The following is a 20534-nucleotide window of genomic DNA, read 5'->3' on the forward strand; positions in this document are numbered from 1 at the left end:
CATGAAAAATTCAGATCAAATTATACGTACGCGTTTTGCACCCAGTCCTACCGGCTATCTTCACATCGGGGGTGCGAGAACAGCCCTGTTTAGTTGGTTATTTGCAAAGCAACATCAGGGGATCTTCATTTTACGTATTGAAGATACCGACGTTGATCGGTCCACGCAAGCTTCTGTGGATGCAATTTTGGATGGCTTGCGATGGCTACAAATTGATTGGGAAGAAGGGCCATATTTCCAATCTCAACGGATAGAGCGATACCGAGAAGCCATTCAATACTTGAGGGAAAAAGAACAAGCGTATCCGTGCTACTGCTCCAAAGAACGACTTATTAAATTGCGCAATACACAGTTAAAAAATAAACAAAAGCCACGCTACGATGGATTTTGCCGTGACAAGCAGCCCCGTCATCGTCATACAGGCGATCTGTTTGTGATTCGTTTTCGTAATCCCACCGAAGGTTTAGTAGTTTTTGATGACATGATTCGCGGAACAATTTCTATTGCGAATAGTGAGCTAGACGACCTTATTATTGCCCGTACGGATGGTACACCAACTTATAATTTTACTGTAGTCGTGGATGATTGGGATATGAAAATTACCAACGTTATTCGCGGTGATGATCATATTAATAATACTCCCCGACAAATCAATATTCTGAAAGCGTTGGGGGCTGATTTGCCTCGGTATGCTTATGTTCCTATGATTTTAGGATCCGATGGTAAACGCTTGTCAAAACGACATGGGGCTGTAAGTGTCTTGCAGTATCGGGATGAGGGTTATTTGCCCGACTCATTGATTAATTATTTGGTGCGATTAGGATGGGCACATGGTGATCAGGAAATATTTTCACGTGACGAAATGATCAATTTATTTGATATTAATGCCGTAAGCCGCTCTCCTGCCGCCTTTAATCCAGAAAAATTACTATGGCTTAACCAACATTATTTGAAAACTCAAAGTCCGATTTTAATGACGGAAGCATTGGCCACACAATTAATTAAGCTAGGGATTGACTATCGGAAGGGACCCTCGTTAGAGCAAGTTATCAGTATCCAGGCTGAACGTACCAAGACCTTAAAAGAGATGGCGGAACGCAGCCGATATTTTTTTGAAGATGTTATCGAATATGAACCAAAAGCGGTCGTAAACAATTTGCGGCCGGAAATTACTAAACCTTTACAATTAGTTCGAGATCGGTTAGCCCAACTCCAGAGTTGGGAGAAAGAGCTTATTCATCAAATGATAATTGAGGTTGCTGAGGCTTGTCAGTTAAAGCTGGGTCAGCTTGCTCAACCGATTCGTGTAGCTATGACCGGGGATACAATATCTCCACCTATCGACGCTACCTTGTATTTAATAGGACGAGATTCAGTCCTTCGCCGCTTAGATCGTGCGGTCGCTTTCCTGCATACCCCAATCTCCCATTAATAAGAAGTGTTTCACCTATAATTGGGGTATGGAAAAGGAGTAATAATCATGGATGTTTCGTTATTTTTGGGTTGAGCGATTGGACTCTTTATAATACTGACTTTATTCATGCTCATACGGCATAAACACTTGATTAGTTTGATGAGGAGAGATTGACTAAACATCAGAGTGTTATGTTTTGATGGGTCTTATTCACTCCTATAATCGGAATTTTGCTAGTGGTAAGCCACAATATCTGGGTGGCTAATTGGCGAGAGTGGTCATTACCATTATCGCATGGTTGGTTTTCATTGGTGGGAATCATTCGAATTTTCTATTTCGATGCCACAAAATCTATTTCCAGATAGTGGCTAAAGCGGCCTAATTGGCTCATCGTGATTAACTCATCGGGGCAGCAATTGTGTATTTAATTGTGTATTTGATTATTGGTATTTATTTGTTTTTTGTGTCAATGGGTATGCAAAATTCGATCCAAAACGTAGCGCACGGCGGTATTAGCGATAGCGAGTAGCCAATTTTGCCAAAGAAATAAGTCATTGGATTATGTTTTAATGAAGAAGTCCTAATTGGCTGGCTATCGCAAAGGAACCACCTTTGACACCTTTCCATGCATCAATAGACGGTACCACCGCGGGTAAGTGGTAGTTGTTCAACGTGATCAGGAACAGTATGATTAATGCATAGGCCGTTTATTGACTTGGCAGGCTAATAAGCTGGTGACAAGCATCCTTCAATCTAAAAAAAATAATGGTTCACTATATTATGCCAACCTTGAGGGTTTTTTGTGTAATCATCGATAGCTTGAGCCGCGCTTCTTAACGAAGTGACATATACGCTTCATAAAATAATTCGGGCGCCGATGAAATTCGATAAGCAGGCTACTTAAAGCAGTATAAGAATCCTCTGGAAAAGAAACCTGCCAGTATCCATTTTTGTTAGAACCATCCTGGCTAATAAATTGATCATCTGATAAATGACCATGAGGTAAGCCTTGTAAAAATAACAATTCAATGATATTAAAGTCGTTAAACTGGAAGCATTTTGGCACTCGATAAACAATGTTATTTTTACTATCATTCACGAATTTTTCGTACAATCGTAACGGATAATTGTTGATATTGAAATTTTCCATCAAACGATTTAAGTCGCTGGTTAATGCTATTTGTTTTGGAAGGGGGGTGATTGCAAACGATTGAATACGCGTCATCAAAATGGGAGAGGTGCAGATGAAATCAATGATATTGTAGTTTATCTTCTCTCTGATGAGCATTCGATAAGTTTTTTTAATATCTTTTTTCGTAAGGTAGGCCAGCCAATAAAAGGAACTCTTATGATAATAAGGAATATATTTCAGAGCTGGGCTTATTGTGAAAAAGAAGCTGTTAATATATTTATTTAAATTTCTATTTCCGGAGTATCTAGTAAAAAAGTCCATTTTCATAGAGGATTCCTAAAGAATTATGAATAAAAATTTGTTTATTAGAATTTCTACGAATCAATAGTTCCCTTCTGAATGAAAGCGCTTTGCTGGTTTCAAAGCCCCTCGTTAAAGGTTGAGGATTATGGATGATTGACAACATTTCATTCCAAGGACGATAGGTGGGACGGTATTGAATAGCAAGATAAGCTTAGCACTATTCAATTTATTGCGATGTTTAATACCTTCTTTTTTCTTTTTCTGATATTCCGACACTAAAACGATTATGATAACCTTGGATTAGGTTGATTTTTACACTAAGGGGACAGATAATATCCTTTCCAAAGAAAGAATTTAGTTTCATCGTTTTTCTTCTCCTTTTTGCTTGACGAGTTCCTACATTAAAATGGAAGAATTAGTTTGATTGACTGCATTCAGTTCTTCCATTTTATTTAATATGTGAAACTAGATAGGACGAGGTAATATGTCGAAAGTAAAATATTTTTCATAATCACTGTAAGAAGTGGTTAAAGTGGGCTTGATAATAATTAACTCTGGATAACAGAGTACCTTTGGTGGCTTAGATTAATACACCACTTCCGAACAGGTAGCTATAAGGCACCCAAAAGGCAAGTAGCGAAGTACTACGGCAGCCACTTCTAGATCGAATTTATCTTGCTTCAGTACAGATGGACGCTGGATTGATAATAAATAAACGTATTTCCGTATAAGAACTATCAAAAATTTCTCCCCTAGCACGTAGGCTTGCTTCATACTCCTTTAAATAAAGAACTTGGAAAATTAAGTCGCTTCGCGTCGTGATATTCGCTATACAAAACATCCACGACGACTTCTAAAAATTCATGTTTAGTCAAGGAAGAATCAGGACTGTTGTTAATAACGAGATTTTTAACTGCGTCGTCCGTTGGCATTAGAAAAAACCATTACGAGGATAAGCCGGCAACAAATTCGATCGGTGTATTTTCTAAATGCACATTAGATTTGTCGGATAACAGATAAATATAGCATCACTTTTTTTAATTTCCATTGAAAACCAGGAAACATCCACGAAGGTTCCCACCAATCTAGTATCATTTTCATGATGAAATTGAGTAATCAGTACGCTGGATTAAAATAGTGAGATCCTCTATTAACCCTCATTGTATCTCATCATGAAATGTCGATAATTATCGGTGCTTAAAAACGGCATGAATGCATAGAAACCCAAAATAATAGCTGTTTCACCGGAAGGGATAGCTTATCGTTATTGTAGCCCATGGGTCGGTGAGTGAGCGTGAGCGATAGGTTGAAGCGTGTATGTAATGTGACATATTATTTGTCTCAAAATAATCTATGATAATGTATCGTTTCGTCCTTTTTTAGAGTATAAAATTAGCACGTGTCGCTTAAATTAATATTAACGATTTAATCCTACAGAACGATCACCATAGCACCTACAGAGATGCACTTGGTGGATCTCTCAGATTTTAATCAAATTTTAAATTTTGATGCTATATTGACTCTCTACAAAGCAATTATAGAGTAAGAAAAGCATATGAGAGTAGATTTTGGAATTTCCCATCCCTTACAGTTCAGACATACCTGAGCAACAAAATCTGCCTAATTATTATGAAATTTTAGAGGTTCGGTGTGGCGCAACTAGTCACGAAATTAAAAAGGCTATCTTACTTTAGCTAACTTTAGCTAAACAGCATCATCCTGATAAGAATGTTAAAGAGGAAAATGATGCCGCGAAGCAATTGACCGGGATGAAAATGCACCAGATTAACGAGGCTTACGCAATATTGTCAGATTCAATTAAGCGAGATGAGTATGATGCAGCTTTCCTTGCATAGAAAGTCACTACATCCCGAGTTGATCAATTGAGAGTCCAAAACTTGCGAGTGGGAAACGGGTTTGAGACAGTAGGCATTATCGGAAGTTTACACTGGGATCAGACCACGAGTGAGCTTATTTGAGCTTCTTCTTTTCTTTAAAAGGTTATATATGGAGCTATTATATTTGAAGGCCTTATTTCTGAATTTATTTCTACATATACCTTCAAAACAGATAGAAGCATAGTTTCAGAGTCAAATTTTTTGGTGTTTTCTGGCTTTTTCGTTCACGTTTTTATCAGGGACGCTTCTAGCATTTGTCTCAAGTCCTATTGTTTTACGTGATGCGGGTCTTACCCATAATCATGGAGAATAATCCCCTCGCCTATTAGCTTTAGTTCCAGACGGAGCAAATCAAGCAAGATTATATTAAAGTGAGATAGAAAAAGGTTATAAAATACTTCCTAATTTAATTTATCCTTTATCTACTAAGATTTTTACTGATCTAATCAAAAATAAAGAGAAGAACTTGCATTCTGTAGAACTCAGATGAATTGCAAGAGAGATTGATTTAAGAGGAAAAAATCTCTTTAATCGAATTCTGTTGAAAAAAGGATTTAAAATATAACGAAGCATTAGCTCAAGAAGCTAAAGAATTTATAGATAAGATTATCGATGATAATCGTTGTTTTTTAAGAATATCGTTTAATTTAAAATTTAATAAAGCTGAAAGATTCAATGATCTATAAACTTTGTAGACTTTAATGTCGCAATATTCAAGTCATAACTTTTTATTATTCTTAATATTTCTTTGAAAGAAGTAATTTAGAATGAATTTTTTATCAAAATGTTTGTTAGATGTTAAGTTAGGTCCGATGGGAAAATAGATAAGAATGCGATGATGTAAATTAATTTGACGGTAGTTCACTGTATTAACTAATAATATCTGTAGGTTCTTCCATTTGTATTTTGTTTGATAATTACAGAGCAATTCGGGTGAAAATCCATGAAGAGCTGTAATTTTTTCTATCCCTCAATATAACCATTTTTGCATTCACAGGATTATATTTATTGATTTTACCTTTTTGATTTAGGATATACCAATATTTATAGATAAAGCCTATTTCCTACGCGCTAAGATTGTTCAAGTTTAGTTGTCATTTAAGGATGTTTTTGTTTTAGAGCTTTACTATTTGCGTTTGGGGTTTGCTAGATTTCATGCCAACTCTGGTTCCACAAAAATTTTTTAACTAAACTTATTAAATAATCATCATCATAAAGATTTCTTAGTAATTTTCTTTAGTAGTTTTCATAACTGCAAGGATTAATATTTAATACCAAAAATAATGTAAGTTAAATTTCTGTAATTTTGAATTCCTTTAATGATATAGATTAGACTGCGTTATTGTGATTGATTTTGAGGTTCAAAATTTAGAAATCTAATCCAGATTATTTTTTTATTTATTTTCTTTAAATGAAATGTTTTGCTCTCATAAATCTTTTTTCTTCTTTCAAATTTTCTAAATAAATATGAGGTTATTAAAATTCATCAACGTAAAATTTTAGTGTGTTAACATAGTCTTTATTGGAATGGACTATCCTTGATTTTCTCATTGCCAATTTATAGCCTCCGTCCAGCCATTCTATTTGATTTAGGAGCACTTTTACGTAATGGATAATGGAATTTTTTTTGCAGATTATTATAAATTTTTTATAAATTGAGTCGTATGACTTTCTTCCGGTTTATAACGGCTCCTAAACTGGGGGACAGGTAAAATTCACAAATTATACCCGTAAGTATTGTTTCCTAGAAAGATCTCATCCTATTCGATAGGAATCGAGAAAATTTTCAATTTAGAAGATTGATGAGATTTCTTTCTTCGAACATTTTTTAATTTTCATTGAAAAAATGGTTGAAATTAGATATTTTTATTTTATGACGCCAAAAGAATTAATACTAGCCTGAGTAAATATGTTCAATCGAGCCAATCCTGAAAAACTTTCAGATTTCTATGCATAAGATTTAGTTAATCACCAATTAACTTAGAAACCTGTAAAAAGTAAAGAATCCATCTATAAAATATTTAAAAAGAATTTGTAAAAGCTAAAATTAATTATATTGTTGAAAATCTTTTTCAAGATGGCGAATAGATTATTTTAGAATGGAAAGATCCTTTAGTCCTCAGATGGTGTGGATTTTTTCATGTCGTGGATGAAAAAATTTTTTTAATATATCTATTAAGATAGATTATCCTTTTTAAAATAGTATGGATTACTTCTTCCAAAGAAATAAAAAAGAAATAATAAATTGCAATTTATTAATTTCCAAAAAAATTTAGACTTATTAGATGGTTCTTTTCACAGTAATGGGGATTTCTGAGACAAAATTGATTTGTTCGAAGGAATTCACAATGGAAAAACGATATGGTCAACTTGCTGCATAAAAATGGCGTAAAGTGAGTTCGATTAAAAGTTTAGGTTTTTTTAATGAAAGTAAAACTAGATAAAGCGTAATTTGGTGGAAGAAAAATACAGAGTTCAATCAGTAAAAAAGATGAAATAAGAGAAAATGAGCCTTGGTTAATTTCCAGCTTTTTATTACCCGATGAAGTCCGCGCCATTGGTACCAGCGTGTGGGCGAGGTGCGGAGGGATGTCTTCATATCCTTACAGGATACATCTGGACGTCTGTTGAGGGTCAGACGTGATGGGGCGATAAGAAATTCGGGTAAGATGGACGGGTGGAATAGGCCGTCATCAAAAGCCCTTCCAGATATTAAGCGCTGATTGAGTTAACTCTCGTTGGATGGAATTCGAATAGTTACCATCTTGACGTTGATTAAAAGTGGCTCTATGGTTAAGTCCCACAAAAGTGCCTGAGAAGAGCGGGACTGCGTAGAGAAGATAAAACGCGGATATTCGAAAGTCGATAATAGGCTGGCGTAGCTCAGTAGGTAGAGCAGCTGATTTGTAATCAGCCGGTCGTAGGTTCGATTCCTATCGCCAGCTTTTAAATCAAAAGCTTATTTAGCCTCTCGTTTATAAGGCCAAGTTTCAGTGAAATTCCTGTGTAATTAAGCAGAAAATTCACTTCGACCGTTTTATTAGTTATTTTTTGAATAAATGGTACCCATTAAAAATAATGATAGCTTTAGATCCAATGAAGAGGAGCTTTTTAAATCAAGACGAAGCGGATTTATGTTTTGGTGATTCGCTAACCTGGGGGTTCAATCCAGAAACAAGACAGCGTTTTTCGTACCATGAACGTTGGACAGAACTTCTACAGAAAAATCTTAGGAAGGGTTATCAAATTATTGCAGAAGGACTGAATGGCCGTACCACTGTTTATGATGAAATGTTTACTCCTTACCAGCGTTACGGTGTTGGCGTTACAGCGTTACCGATGATACTGGATTTCCAGGCGCTCCCCTCGATCTCGTTATTTTGATGTTAGGGACCAATGATTTTCAGCCACATTGTCAGGATAATACTAAGACAGCAGCACGGGGTTGTCGGAAATTCATCAAAGAAATTATGAAAAGCATTGCTAGGGCCCCGACTGTAATGCACCAAAGATTTTGTTAATTACACCACCTGTCTTTAAACGTCCAAAAAATTCATGGATATTTTTTTAGTGAAAACATAGCCGAAAGTCGAGATCTTACAAAATATTATGAAATGACGATAAATACTTATAATATAATTCAGGTCAATACATAGAGTCAAGCGATATCGATGGTATTCATCTCAATCAAGAAGCCAATAAAATATTGGCGGCGCATCTTGCTAAAAAATTGAAAGGAATTTTCAATGCTGATTGACCATCAACAAATCATTATCGTGGCAATAAAGTGAAATTGATTTGAAATACTTCGAAAATAGAAATAGTAGTTTAATTGGCTTTTAAATGAAAAGCTATCTAGAATTTTTATAATCAAATGATCGTAGTTCGATTCTACCTCTAAGAATTTCCTTAAAGTCTCTTTTAATTTATATGGAGAGTAATTAAATCGTGCGTATCGTAAATAATTACAAATTCATAGAAACCGATCACTTCATGTTTAAAATGCTGGGGAGAACAAAATTGAGCGCCTTGATTTAAATAAAAACGTAGTGAGCTTTTGTATCTTCTGGGAAAGCAGGCAGTTTACTTATTAAGAGCCTATTGTCGTTTCCTAGAGCCCCTGATTTAGATCGGACGGTAAAGGAAGGGCATACATGAATTTTGTCAAAAAATTGTAAATTGTCATTACTTCTTAGTAATTTCTGACGAAAATAGAAACGGAACTAATAGGTAGTATTTTCTAAAATATTTCATAAAATATTGATAAGCTTCAGAGACCAGAAAAAATACTTCGCTCATTCTATGATCAGGATGCATGCATAAAGACCAAACTCTAATGCATTGGGTAAAATTTCGGAAGGGAAATATTCTAAATAAAAAAACTTGCCGTTATAGTAACTCTTACCTTGCTGAGCTATTCTGTAATCTTGGAAGTGAATAGCGTCTGCCGTTTTTTTAGTTTTTTTATAGAAAATGGACGTGCTGAAATTGATTATCAAGTTCATGATATCAGGTGCCTTTATCGAATGTGGCTTTTCGAATCTACAAAATTTCATGCATGTCCGATTCTGTTTTCGCTAAAAGGACTCCATATTTATTGCTCTTATTGTTAGAGCGATTCTAGTTTGTTATCCTCTAATAAAGGCTTGATTTGTGTTATTGAGGGCATATTAGACGTATCAATATCTTCTGTTTTTTTTGAATGGTATTTTCGAGTTGTTCATTACAATATCTTCAGCTAAAGCGCTTAGGGTGGGATTTTTAAAAAGGATGCTCGGATTTAATTGCCAAGTTAAATTTTTTTATTTATTCTTAAAATTATTTCGGCAATTACTAATGAATCAAATTTATATTGACTTAGATAAGCAGTCAGATCCACTTTTCTGATAGCTACATTTATATTAGCAATGAAATCTATTAAAAGTAAAAGATCTTCCATAAACTTAGTGTCTTTAAACTTAGTGTTTTTAGAAACAGGTATTTCTAATCCAATAGAGCTGATAAAATAAATCCATTTTCGAGTTAAGCGATTCTTTTTAGAAAACTCATTGTTTATGCGTTGATAAAATAAATTCAAAATTCACTGAACCATCATTATCATGGTCGGTTTTTCTTCTCTAAAAATTTGAAATAACTTCGTAGGGCTTTTATTACTTGAAACACAATCATGGGTTAATCAGCTAACAAAGCTATCAGTTCATTATATAAAAAAATACATGGTATAAGGGCAAAAACAGAGTAACCAAGGCCGAAGACCCTAAGTCGGTAATATTTACGCTGTGCCAACCTAGCGATTAGCACTTTGTCGGAGATCATTATTCCACGACTTTGAGCCCTAATGCTGGAAGTTCCGGAAGAAATAAATATGCAGGCCACACCTTTTCGTGATCATTATCAAAAAAAGTAGGAGATCTGTGTTCCGCAGAATTTAATTTTTTAAGATTATGTGGCAAGTCGAAATAATGGGATCGTGTTAGAAAGTACATATTTTTGTACTGTTTCATTCGTGACATATAACTGCTTGCAGATTAAAAAGTTTGAGATATTCAAGAAGAGGATGATTATCTGATGAAGTATCTAGAAAAACAGCAGTTGCGGAAAGATGTTGTGTAGCTAAAAAGGAAACAATCAATTGTGGTTGACTGGTGACACAAATTTCCACCCGATCTTCAGGTAGAATCCCGGTATCGCGCAATCGCTCTCCTCCGCTCTCCTGTTTTTCTTGCGAGTTGAAGGAGAAATTCCTTGTAGGTAAGAAAGTCCTTTCCGTGAGGAGAGGAAAGAATGCGCCGGGTGGGAGATGGGATTTTCCTTACTTTTCGATGGAGCAAAAAATTTCGTTCATTTCTTTCCACCTCTTTCCTCACTATGTGCTATCATAATAGCAATAACAGTCCCTAGATTTCCATTTCCTTACTGCCGGGCCACATTTTTGGGCATTACAAATAATCCTCTAAACAAAAGAGGGGGAAAAATATTCGTGCGAAAATTTGGAATTTGATTGAGCTAGTTCTGCTCGTTTCATTCCACTTCAGTAACCAGCACTTAACGTACTGAATTGTTTAAATTGGGAATACAAGTACTAAACTAGTGGAGTATGGCTTTTAAAAAACTATCCTAAATTAAGTTGATTTCCTGATTTCGATTTAGTCTCGCTCAGTATTTTTTTAGATGCGATTGCTGTGAATCCGTCATAATTTTTTTGGAGCGATGTTATAAGAGCCAGACAGAGTTGAGCAAAGTGGTATTTGGAAAGGGGTATTTGGAGGGAAAGCTCTTCTCATTTTCAATTTTTGCCGTAAGCAAGTCTTGCCATTGAGGATTTAAAAATATAACTAAGAAATCGAAATATAAATCAAATTGGAAAAATCGAATAATCTTAATTAAAGAATGATAATTATGAAACGCTTTAAATTACTCACTGAGAGTTTTAAAGATATTTCTATTTTTATATAGAAGTGTGGTGATTATGAAGTTATTATGCAGAAATTCACGTAAAGAAGCAACGATTCTGCTTATTAAGCAACAAAATCGATTTCTCTTTTCTGTAGAGCTCTTTCTTCTAATGACAGCGAAATAACTCTTTTTTAATTTTCTATCGGATAGATAATCTGCCAATATATTCTGAAAGTCAAAAAAATTGATTCCAGCCATTTTTTAATTTCGGACTAGATTGTGCATCCAATATAAAGAGATCCCAAAAGGATCTGTAACAAATTTCGCAAATAAACTTCGTATTTTCTGAGAATAGTTGACAGATATATCAATTTTTAATAAATTTCGTTGTTTTAAATAACTGGCTCGAATAGGTAGAGTAATAACTTTTTTTATTGAATTTTGAGATTCCTCCCTATAGAAATTTTCTTCTATTCTTATATTCTTATCAAGGTTGATTGAAAATCTGACAGAGACATTTCTTGATTATCTGGAAGATTATAAAATTGTCTAAGAAAAGTTCATATAACCTGAAGGGATTGATAAAAAGAATTATCATGACGTAATTATTCTTCAATAAGTCTGATATAAGTCCGATGTCTTCTTCTTTATGACAAATAAATTTTTCTTGCGAAATTAAAAATTCTTTTTTGATTAAAAAATCCCGTGAAGCATAGTTCGAGGCGTCAGTTTTGGACATATGATACACCTGTATAGAGTTAGATTAAAATCAACCTTCGGAGATTTAAGTGGGCACATCCGAGCGGGCTTAAAGTCGCATGGTCCTATTAAATTTATATTAACTGAGAGAGGCTTGTATATCGTATTTCTTAGTCCAGACAATTTCGAATAATAAAATAATATGATTTAAATAAAAAATTCCAAAAGATTCTGTTTATTTTATCATAATTCACAATCCTTTTGGCGGCTTGTTGAAACTTATTAGGGGTCGTGGATTTGGGGTGGGGTACTCCTTGCTGATTTCGCGGATTGTGACATCAAAAATTCTGCGATAAAACATTGACCTTTAAGTCTAAATTTGACTAAATTGCCTAAATATTTTTATCGTATTAGCTAGAATCAATAATGGAGGGGGAAATTTGATAATTAAGATGCTCATGCGCGGAGTCAAAAAGATATGTTGGAATAAAAATTTTTTGCTGAAATTTAATTCGGAAAAATATAAAAAACCATGTTGGGAAGCATTTTAGTCTCTTAACATTAAATTGATTAAGGATAATATTGTTCAATAAGGAACTTTCTATTCCTATAATTGATCAAAGAATTAGTAATTTTGGGTAAGCAAAACAAAAATATCTGCGTTATTATAATCCCTTTACTAAAAAAATAAAGGGTCCAAAAGCAATAATTGTACGATACTGGATTTTGTTCGTTGTTTTTTGGTATGTTTTTTAGGGAAATCTTTACGAAAGAGAAAATTAATTTGCTAACGCCCATAATGATGACGGCTATGCTTACTATTTTTATTCAGTATTGCCAAAGTAGATTTGCTATCCCTCTTTAATCTCGGTATATAAACATGCTTTTTTTAAATCGAGAAGAAAGCTGAGAGCTCTGCAAGCTTGCTTATCGAATGGATAAAACTATTAAGAAAAGCAATCTCATTTGATCTTTGAGTCAAATGCCTCCCCTACAATAGGAGAGGGAAATAGAAGTTAGGGATTTTTTTTGCTTGCGTTTTTTAAAGACTTACCGGCGTGAAAACAATCGCAGTAAGCTTAAGAATAGGTTGATGAAATCTAAATACAACATAAGAGCACCATTAATGGCAGCTTTTCGTTGTTGGCGTTCTGTGAAAGCGCCACCGCCTTGAAAGTAGGCGAATTCAATCCGTTGAGTATCGTAAGCAGTAAGACCCGAAAAAACAATAACGCCAATGGCTGCGATGGTGAGCTGCATGGTATTTGAATGTAGGATAGGGATTAAAAAGCCAAGTAAGATAATACCAATCATCCCAAATAGGCCCATGGCACAAAAAGTTCCAATGGGGCCCAAGTCCCGTTTTGTAGTATAGCCGAATACACTCAAACCTAAAAATGCCACACTTGTAACGGCGAAAGCGTCAAAAATATTTTGTTTTGTGTAAGCAAATAAAGTGACACTTAAGGTAATTCCGGTTAAAACGGTGTAGAAGATATAAATCAATGTGGCTATTGTAGCCGTAAGTCGTTGATTCAACCAGGTGAGTCCGATAACCGCCCCAAATTGGGCGATAATTAAACCAAAAAATAATCCTGGTGTATGAATTACTTTGTTAAACACTTCGGCATGTGAGAACAAGTAATAAGCCACGCTAGCTGAAAGAGCTAGGCCTAATACCATCCACAGGTAAACCTTACTCATAAACTGGATAGTGGAACCGCTTTGAATGCGCCTTTGGCTTTGGTGATAAGTATTCATCGAATTGTGCATAGGAATGGCCTTGCTTAGAAAAAAGATTGTCGAGATTATATAGAAATCATCATCCCAATGCAATTTGAATGGGCTTGCCAGGTATGCTTACTAGGCTCTGTTGAGTGTAGATGTTGAGTTTAGATAAGGAGTCCTTGCTGCTGGTTTTTTGAATAAAATAAGGATGTCCAATGTGTTTCCTTTAAACGCGCTAGTTGATCTTTTGAGACTATAATTTGCAGTTACTGCAATTTGCAGTTACTGAACTTTTTCATTTTCTTTTTGTTCCCCTTAACCCCAGGCTTAAGTTGGATTTTATTTATCATGGAAGCAGTGTATGTAAAAACAGGAAATATTAAGGGAATATTATTACAAAGATATGATTCAATTCTGGGTAAAGTTATTAGCGATTAACTTTGCCATGAGAGTGCTCACCGGTATCGCACTTGAGTTCGAGTTTGGTCAAAATTTGGCCTATTACTCGTGAATGATTGGAGGCAGTTTTGTCCCGGTATTGGTAAATTGAGGGTATTACCGCTTTTATACTAGTTTTATACTAGAGGTTATAATGTTCGGGTTGTTCTTTTTTAGTTGGAATAAAGTTGGGAAAAAGCCCATCTTGGGATCACTTTTAATGGCCTTTTAGGAGCGAGCCTTTCGATTGTTAATATTTTTTCTGTAATATTCTACTATATTTTTTCTGCTAATATTCTGCTAAATATTCTGCTAATAGTCTAATATAGTTGGATGTGGAAATCGATCGCGACTATTTTAATTATCAAAACATGAATTTGGAATTTTAAAGTATTGAAGCCCTTTATTTGAATGCATTAGCACAAATTCGAATTTCTTATTGCTTTTGGTGGATTTTTAACAGGCTCTACTTTTGTTATGGGAATTAGTGCTTTCTACAATTTCTATTTGTTACGAGAACAAGATGTCAAATTTGCGAAACGTTCTTTTTCAGTTGGGGGAGAGCTTAGGGTTTTTGGCCTTATTTGTGCTTTATCGGTCGCCTTTTATGCCAATCAGAATGGGTTTACAGTTTGCTAAATATGAGCCGGAAAAAATGGCTGCTATCGAAGTACAATGGGAAACCCAAAAGCCACTAGCAGCATGGTATATCATCGTTTTCCCCCAATTAGAAAGAAGAAAAAAATCATTTTGTTATTCCCATTCTTATGCGTTAAGTCTTATTGCTACACATTCTCTAAATACCGTTGTTCCAGGTGCCATAGAATTGATGAGAGGATAAAAATAGCGAATTGAAAATAGAAAACTCCCTTTTGGTGCTATGGAAAAATTAATAGTGCGAAAATCAACTGCTAAAGGTCGGACTTATTCTATTTATGATTATTACAGTAAAGATTTAGGTTTTGGATTTTTGTTAGAATGCTATAATCCAACTGTCGTGAAAGCGACGCCCAGCCAAATTGAAGCAGCAACCAGTGACACTATTTCCAACGTTGCAATTGCCTTTTGGGCATTTCGATTTATGCTCGGATTTCGTGGGTTAATGACTTTGTTGCTGATTTTTGAAGTAATTTAGAGCTATCAAAATATGCTTACTCAACATCGATTATTTTTACGCTTGATTCTTTATACGATTCCATTGCTTTTTTTGGCTGCTGAGTTTGGATAGATTTTGGTAGAAATCGGACGCCAACCGTGGAGTGTGCACGAAATACTGCCGACTTTTATCAATGTTTCAACATTATCAGTCTTGATGGTTTTAAGTAGCTTTTTGGGATATATTTTTTATTCTCTTCTTTTTATTATTGACTTTTTTGATGTTCAAATATGCTTGGTAAGGTCCAAGCAGTCTGGAAACCGGACGGTATCATTTTGAGAAGGCCAGGTAAATGGAGTTACTGGATTATACTTTTTTGAAAATTATGTGGTGGATGATTATTGGATGCATTTTAGTTATATATTGTAGGTAAGGCTGGTTTTAATTCCAGCGTTACAATGTTCCGACGTTACAATGATAATGCCTCTTCTCAAAATAAAATACATTGCTGAATTTTACTTAATACCAGCGGTCCCATATGGGATGGGAATTTAACGTGGATTCTATTTGCGGGAGGCGGTTTATTTTTGGTTTGGCTGGTTGTTTACAGTACCTCATTTTTCGAGATTATATTTTATTTTTTTATTTATCGTTTGGGCGTTTGGGCCTTTTTTACGTCTCCCAGCCTATGATTATGGAGGAAAATTATCAAATCATATCTGGCATCGGCTATGGGATTGGGTATTGTTTATTAGCTCTATTGTTCCGGTATTTTTCTTTGGCGTTGCTTTTGGTAATTATTTATTAGGACTTCTTTTTTATTTCGATCCTGTGACATTTCGTGATTATTATACCGGCAGTTTTTTAATCTCTTCAACGGATTTGGTCTTTTATTGGGCAGTGCCTCTGCGTTAATGGTATTAACGTACGGAGCAGACTATATGTAGTGCCGGCACCGAGGCCGGCACCGAGGGGGAATTGCGTGAATTAGGTCGAAAAGTCCACTTGTGACAATATTCCTTATTGGCAATTGCTTTCTTAATCGCCGGACTTTTGATTGACTTCTATATTATACTTTGATTTCATACCTTAAAGGATTTCATACCCTAAAGATGCCACTCTCTATCTCTTAAATAATGTAGTTACTCATTCTGTGAGAGTGTGGCTTTAGAAGGTATGAAAATTATTTCTGGAAATGTTTCGGACCGTTTTTGGGTTATTTGGTTATGTTTCTCTCTTTATGAGGCAATTATTTTCGTTCGTACACTTTCTGTTTTGGTCTAGCGCCTTTGGCTATCTTGGAGCTAATTAGAACAGAACAGTAGTATTTACACTTTTTCCTTTTATTCATACCTTCCTTGACCAACCCAAGCCAAAGCCTAACCGTTTGGAATTCGGCCTCGAGCCAATATGACTTAAATGTGATGCTGTATGTGAGGGTAGTTATGTTTGTCATTATCTTAGGGTAGTTATCACTTGATGTGTCGAAGCAGCCTATCGTGACCGAAAAAGATCTTGAAGAACCGAAAAAGATCTTGAAGAACCGAAAAAGATCTTGAAGAAAATAAACATAAATAAACATATTTATATATTACGGATCGATATGTTTTATGTAATTACTTGTGTATTTTTGTTATTAGCAATATTCTTTTCTTTCTATTTAACTCTCCGGTTAACTCTCCTGGGGTATAGGCCACCAGATCGAACAAGAGCCTCGTGAGAAAACGAGTGATTAAATGAATAAAGATGATCTCTGGGAAACTGTTACAAGACCCTCCTTAAAAGAGGGAGAGGTGCACGTCTGGCGGGTGTTTTTAGATTGGCCCGATGAAGCAGTTAAAAAAGGGCTAGTTAAAGGCCCAATTAATTTATCTATGAAAGAAAAAGTACGCGCACAGCGCTTAGTGAATAGTCAGCACCGACGTTATTATATCGCTTCACATACAGCATTACATACTATTTTGACCCTATATCTGCCCACGACAGGTACGTTGAAATTTCGTTATGATGACTATGGAAAACCTTATTTATTAAATGACACCTCTTTATATTTTAATCTTTCGGACTCTCGTACAGTGGCTCTTTACGCAATTACGACGAATCGGGAAGTAGGTGTTGATATTGAATCAATAAGAAGTAATATTCACACTGAAGATATCGCGGAACGTTTTTTTCCCCCGATGAAATTGTAGCCTTTAGAAGGCTGCCTCAAAATCAACATTTAGAAGGTTTTTTCGAATTTGGACTCTGAAAGAAGCCTATATTAAGGTTATTAGCCAAGGAATGTCATTTGGTCTCAATCGGTTTACCATAAATGTTAACGTAGATGCTATTAAAATGGATGGACTTCTAACCGTTGATAAGGATCCTAACTTAGCTAAGCAGTGGACATTATGTTCGATACCTAGTGCACCAGGCTATATGGCCGCTTTAGCAACTGAAGGCCCCATTAAAAAAATCCGTTATTTTGCTTGGTCACTTACCGCTAAGCAATAATTGGAAAGAGGTGTCAGAGGAAAATTTCTTTGTCAGGTTGGTTGACATCCGCTGCTTTGTTACGCACAATATCACGCTTGATTTTTTAAGTAATTTATGGTTCCTGAAGCTAAATACTCGAGTAATTAGTTTCAAATTTAGAAAAATAGTTGAGCTAGGGTAAGAATGTTCGAATTGGTAAGAGAGCGTTTGGAGGGGTTCCCGAGCGGCCAAAGGGATCAGACTGTAAATCTGACGGCTATGCCTTCGTAGGTTCGAATCCTACCCCCTCCATGTCAGAAGACTGAAGACGGTAATAATGCAGCTTCTCAAAAATAAAAGCGAAGCCACTATTTATCTGTCCTCTGTCTTTAGTATTTTGTTCTCTGTAAGCGGGTGTAGTTCAATGGTAGAACTTCAGCCTTCCAAGCTGATAGTGTGGGTTCGATTCCCATCACCCGCTCCGCCCACATAGCTCAGGTGGTAGAGCACTTCCTTGGTAAGGAAGAGGTGACCGGTTCAAGTCCGGTTGTGGGCTCCAGACTAAGCAGCATCTGGGGTAAATAAAATATTTTTTTCGGAGGTCATTTTTTTTATGTCTAAGGAAAAATTCATAAGAGAGAAGCCGCATTTAAATGTAGGGACGATAGGCCATGTCGACCATGGTAAGACGACGTTGACGGCGGCGTTGACGAAGGTGTTATCAGATAAATTTGGAGGAGAAGCGCGCGCCTTTGATCAGATTGACAATGCACCGGAAGAGCGTGCGCGAGGGATCACGATAGCGACGTCGCATGTGGAGTATCAAAGTGACAAGCGCCACTATGCTCACGTAGATTGCCCGGGGCACGCGGATTATGTGAAGAACATGATCACGGGAGCGGCGCAGATGGATGGAGCGATATTGGTAGTGAGTGCAGCGGATGGTCCGATGCCCCAGACGCGAGAACATATTGTATTGGCGAAGCAGGTAGGGGTTCCGGTCATCGTAGTGTTTTTGAACAAAGCGGACATGGTAGATGACAAGGAGTTGTTGGAATTGGTGGAGATAGAAGTAAGGGATTTATTGACGAGTTATGATTTTCCGGGCGATAAGACCCCAATTGTAGTGGGTTCTGCGCTGAAGGCGTTGGAAGGAGACAGTGGAGAATTAGGAGTTCCAGCGGTATTGAAGTTAGTAGAGACGATGGACGCGTATTTTGAGGAGCCGCAACGAGAGAAAGACAAGCCCTTTTTGATGCCGATTGAGGACGTATTTTCGATATCGGGTCGTGGGACGGTGGTGACGGGACGAATTGAGCGAGGGATTGTGAAGGTCGGAGATGAGATTGAAATTGTGGGGATCAAGGCGACGACGAAGACGACGTGTACGGGTGTGGAGATGTTCCGCAAGTTATTGGATGAGGGACAAGCAGGAGATAATGTTGGTGTTTTGTTGAGAGGGACGAAGCGAGAAGAAGTGGAGCGAGGACAGGTATTGGCGAAGCCTGGGACGATCACACCGCATATGACGTTTGAGGCAGAGATTTATGTATTGTCGAAGGAAGAGGGAGGCCGTCATACGCCGTTTTTGAAAGGGTATCGGCCGCAATTTTATTTTCGTACGACGGACGTAACGGGGGAGGTATTGAGCCTACCGGGAGATGTTGAGATGGTAATGCCGGGAGACAATGTGAAGGTGACGGTGAAATTGATCGCGCCGGTGGCTATGGATGAAGGGTTACGATTTGCGGTTCGGGAAGGCGGACGTACCGTTGGAGCCGGTGTCGTAACGAAAATTATTGAATGAGATTTAAAAAAGAAGTAAAAATTAATTATTGAGATTAGATATAAAGGCCAGTAGCTCAATTGGTAGAGCAGCGGTCTCCAAAACCGCAGGTTTGGGGGTTCGATTCCCTCCTGGCCTGGCCCCAAGAGGGTGACCCAAAATACAGCTTAAAATAGCGAGATAAACAGTAATCATGGCCCAACAAAATGCGGTACAAGACACCAAGTCATGGTTCGACGCTTTACAATGGCTTCTAATTATTCTCCTGCTTGCAGGAGGTATTGTAGCTAATTTTTATTACAGTCACGTTGCCGTGGCGATCCGCACCGCTATTGGAATTATTCTCGCTATTTTGATACTGGTGATTGCTTCCCAAACCCAAAAAGGTCGAAAGTTTTTGGGTTTTATGAAGGGATCCCGCGCAGAACTGCGCAAAGTCGTTTGGCCAACCCGTCAAGAGACTGTCCAGACTACTTTAGTAGTCGTGGTTATGGTGATAGTGACAGCATTCATTCTATGTGGTCTCGATAGCTTCTTTATGTGGGCTGTCGCTTGGGTGACTGGGCAAAGAGGATAATTGATGACTGAAGAAAAAGACGTTGGTATATTCTTCATACTTATTCTGGTCATGAGAACTATGTTGTTAAGATGCTAAACGAACATATCCGAAGAGAGGATTTGGAAGATTATTTTGGTGACATTATTATACCTACTGAAGAAGTAGTGGAAATGCGAGCGGGGCGCAAGCGTAAAAGCCAACGTAAGTTTTTCCCGGGCTATGTCCTAGTACAAATGGTGATGAATGACAAAACCTTGCTTTTGGTTCGAAATGTTCCCAAAGTATTGCGTTTTATTGGAACCGAACGGCCAGCACCCATTAGCGACGAGGAAGCAGCGAAAATTTTACAACGTGTTGAAGAGGGTGAAACCAAGCCCAAGCCAAAAGTCCTCTTTGAACCCGGTGAAGTAGTGAGAGTTATCGAAGGACCTTTTGCAGATTTCAATGGAGTGGTGGAGGATGTCAATTACGAGAAAAGCCGGCTGCGAGTGTCAGTTAGTATTTTTGGACGTTCTACCCCAGTGGAATTAGAATTTGGGCAGGTAGAGAAAAGTTAGGAGCATAGTTGAAAAACTCATATAATTTTTAATTAATTGGGGAGCTGAAAAGGTGCTTGTATCCAGGAGAA

General features: G+C 36.7%; 17 protein-coding genes, 5 tRNA genes and 1 pseudogene. 18 read left to right on the forward strand and 5 right to left on the reverse strand.

Features of this window, described 5'->3' with window-relative positions:
* Position 1: 1 nt before the first annotated feature.
* Positions 2–1432 carry a glutamate--tRNA ligase gene (gene gltX, locus MRH55_RS03050; RefSeq protein ID WP_304986103.1) on the forward strand — a complete coding sequence of 477 codons (1431 nt, stop codon included), beginning with the start codon at positions 2–4 and terminating at the stop codon, positions 1430–1432.
* A 790-nt stretch (positions 1433–2222) separates the two neighbouring features.
* Here gltX and MRH55_RS03055 read toward each other — a convergent pair.
* Complete coding sequence (locus MRH55_RS03055; protein WP_304985966.1) at positions 2223–2642, reverse strand: hypothetical protein; 420 nt, start codon at positions 2640–2642, stop codon at positions 2223–2225.
* Between the two features lie 977 nt (positions 2643–3619).
* Entirely contained in the window at positions 3620–3781 is a 162-nt protein-coding gene (locus MRH55_RS03060; RefSeq protein ID WP_304985967.1) for a hypothetical protein, read from the reverse strand.
* A gap of 822 nt (positions 3782–4603) precedes the next feature.
* Here MRH55_RS03060 and MRH55_RS07665 point away from each other — a divergent pair.
* The 3 genes and pseudogenes from MRH55_RS07665 to MRH55_RS03070 all read left to right on the forward strand — a co-directional run.
* Positions 4604–4705, forward strand: a pseudogene (locus tag MRH55_RS07665) (hypothetical protein); the annotation flags it as partial.
* Positions 4706–7619: 2914 nt separating this feature from the next.
* A tRNA-Thr gene (locus tag MRH55_RS03065) sits at positions 7620–7692 on the forward strand.
* A 151-nt stretch (positions 7693–7843) separates the two neighbouring features.
* A complete protein-coding gene (locus MRH55_RS03070) occupies positions 7844–8131 on the forward strand; it encodes an SGNH/GDSL hydrolase family protein (RefSeq protein ID WP_304985968.1) in 288 nt (95 codons plus the stop codon).
* Positions 8132–9539: 1408 nt separating this feature from the next.
* Here MRH55_RS03070 and MRH55_RS03075 read toward each other — a convergent pair.
* The 3 genes from MRH55_RS03075 to MRH55_RS03085 all read right to left on the reverse strand — a co-directional run bounded on the left by MRH55_RS03075 (position 9540) and on the right by MRH55_RS03085 (position 13615).
* On the reverse strand, positions 9540–9824 hold the full coding sequence (locus tag MRH55_RS03075) for a hypothetical protein (RefSeq protein WP_304985969.1): 285 nt from the start codon (positions 9822–9824) through the stop codon (positions 9540–9542).
* A 423-nt stretch (positions 9825–10247) separates the two neighbouring features.
* Positions 10248–10442 (reverse strand): hypothetical protein, encoded by a 195-nt coding sequence (locus MRH55_RS03080; RefSeq protein WP_304985970.1) that lies wholly within the window; start codon positions 10440–10442, stop codon positions 10248–10250.
* Positions 10443–12892: 2450 nt separating this feature from the next.
* A complete protein-coding gene (locus MRH55_RS03085) occupies positions 12893–13615 on the reverse strand; it encodes a Bax inhibitor-1/YccA family protein (protein WP_304985971.1) in 723 nt (240 codons plus the stop codon).
* A 400-nt stretch (positions 13616–14015) separates the two neighbouring features.
* Between MRH55_RS03085 and MRH55_RS03090 the strand changes: the two genes are divergently transcribed.
* From MRH55_RS03090 to nusG, 14 genes are all read left to right on the forward strand, one after another.
* Positions 14016–14081 (forward strand): hypothetical protein, encoded by a 66-nt coding sequence (locus MRH55_RS03090; protein ID WP_304986104.1) that lies wholly within the window; start codon positions 14016–14018, stop codon positions 14079–14081.
* 450 nt (positions 14082–14531) lie between these two features.
* Positions 14532–14849 (forward strand): cytochrome ubiquinol oxidase subunit I, encoded by a 318-nt coding sequence (locus MRH55_RS03095; protein ID WP_304985972.1) that lies wholly within the window; start codon positions 14532–14534, stop codon positions 14847–14849.
* A gap of 39 nt (positions 14850–14888) precedes the next feature.
* A complete protein-coding gene (locus MRH55_RS03100; protein WP_304985973.1) occupies positions 14889–15143 on the forward strand; it encodes a hypothetical protein in 255 nt (84 codons plus the stop codon).
* A gap of 126 nt (positions 15144–15269) precedes the next feature.
* Positions 15270–15443, forward strand: a complete 174-nt coding sequence (locus MRH55_RS03105; protein ID WP_304986105.1) for a hypothetical protein — start codon at positions 15270–15272, stop codon at positions 15441–15443.
* Between the two features lie 228 nt (positions 15444–15671).
* The gene (locus MRH55_RS03110; protein ID WP_304985974.1) at positions 15672–16019 is read left to right on the forward strand and encodes a cytochrome d ubiquinol oxidase subunit II; all 348 of its coding nucleotides are present in this window, start codon (positions 15672–15674) and stop codon (positions 16017–16019) included.
* Between the two features lie 821 nt (positions 16020–16840).
* A complete protein-coding gene (locus tag MRH55_RS03115; RefSeq protein WP_304985975.1) occupies positions 16841–17296 on the forward strand; it encodes a 4'-phosphopantetheinyl transferase family protein in 456 nt (151 codons plus the stop codon).
* Between the two features lie 91 nt (positions 17297–17387).
* Positions 17388–17600, forward strand: a complete 213-nt coding sequence (locus tag MRH55_RS03120; protein ID WP_304985976.1) for a hypothetical protein — start codon at positions 17388–17390, stop codon at positions 17598–17600.
* A 191-nt stretch (positions 17601–17791) separates the two neighbouring features.
* Positions 17792–17873, forward strand: a tRNA-Tyr gene (locus tag MRH55_RS03125).
* Positions 17874–17971: 98 nt separating this feature from the next.
* Positions 17972–18042, forward strand: a tRNA-Gly gene (locus tag MRH55_RS03130).
* A 2-nt stretch (positions 18043–18044) separates the two neighbouring features.
* Positions 18045–18120, forward strand: a tRNA-Thr gene (locus tag MRH55_RS03135).
* A 54-nt stretch (positions 18121–18174) separates the two neighbouring features.
* On the forward strand, positions 18175–19368 hold the full coding sequence (gene tuf / locus MRH55_RS03140) for an elongation factor Tu (RefSeq protein ID WP_304985977.1): 1194 nt from the start codon (positions 18175–18177) through the stop codon (positions 19366–19368).
* A gap of 44 nt (positions 19369–19412) precedes the next feature.
* A tRNA-Trp gene (locus MRH55_RS03145) sits at positions 19413–19486 on the forward strand.
* Between the two features lie 54 nt (positions 19487–19540).
* Complete coding sequence (gene secE / locus MRH55_RS03150) at positions 19541–19924, forward strand: preprotein translocase subunit SecE (protein WP_304985978.1); 384 nt, start codon at positions 19541–19543, stop codon at positions 19922–19924.
* 29 nt (positions 19925–19953) lie between these two features.
* Positions 19954–20463 (forward strand): transcription termination/antitermination protein NusG, encoded by a 510-nt coding sequence (nusG, locus tag MRH55_RS03155; RefSeq protein ID WP_304986106.1) that lies wholly within the window; start codon positions 19954–19956, stop codon positions 20461–20463.
* The last annotated feature ends 71 nt before the right edge of the window (positions 20464–20534 follow it).

It is taken from the genome of Coxiella-like endosymbiont, from assembly GCF_030643785.1.
Taxonomy (GTDB): domain Bacteria; phylum Pseudomonadota; class Gammaproteobacteria; order Coxiellales; family Coxiellaceae; genus Coxiella.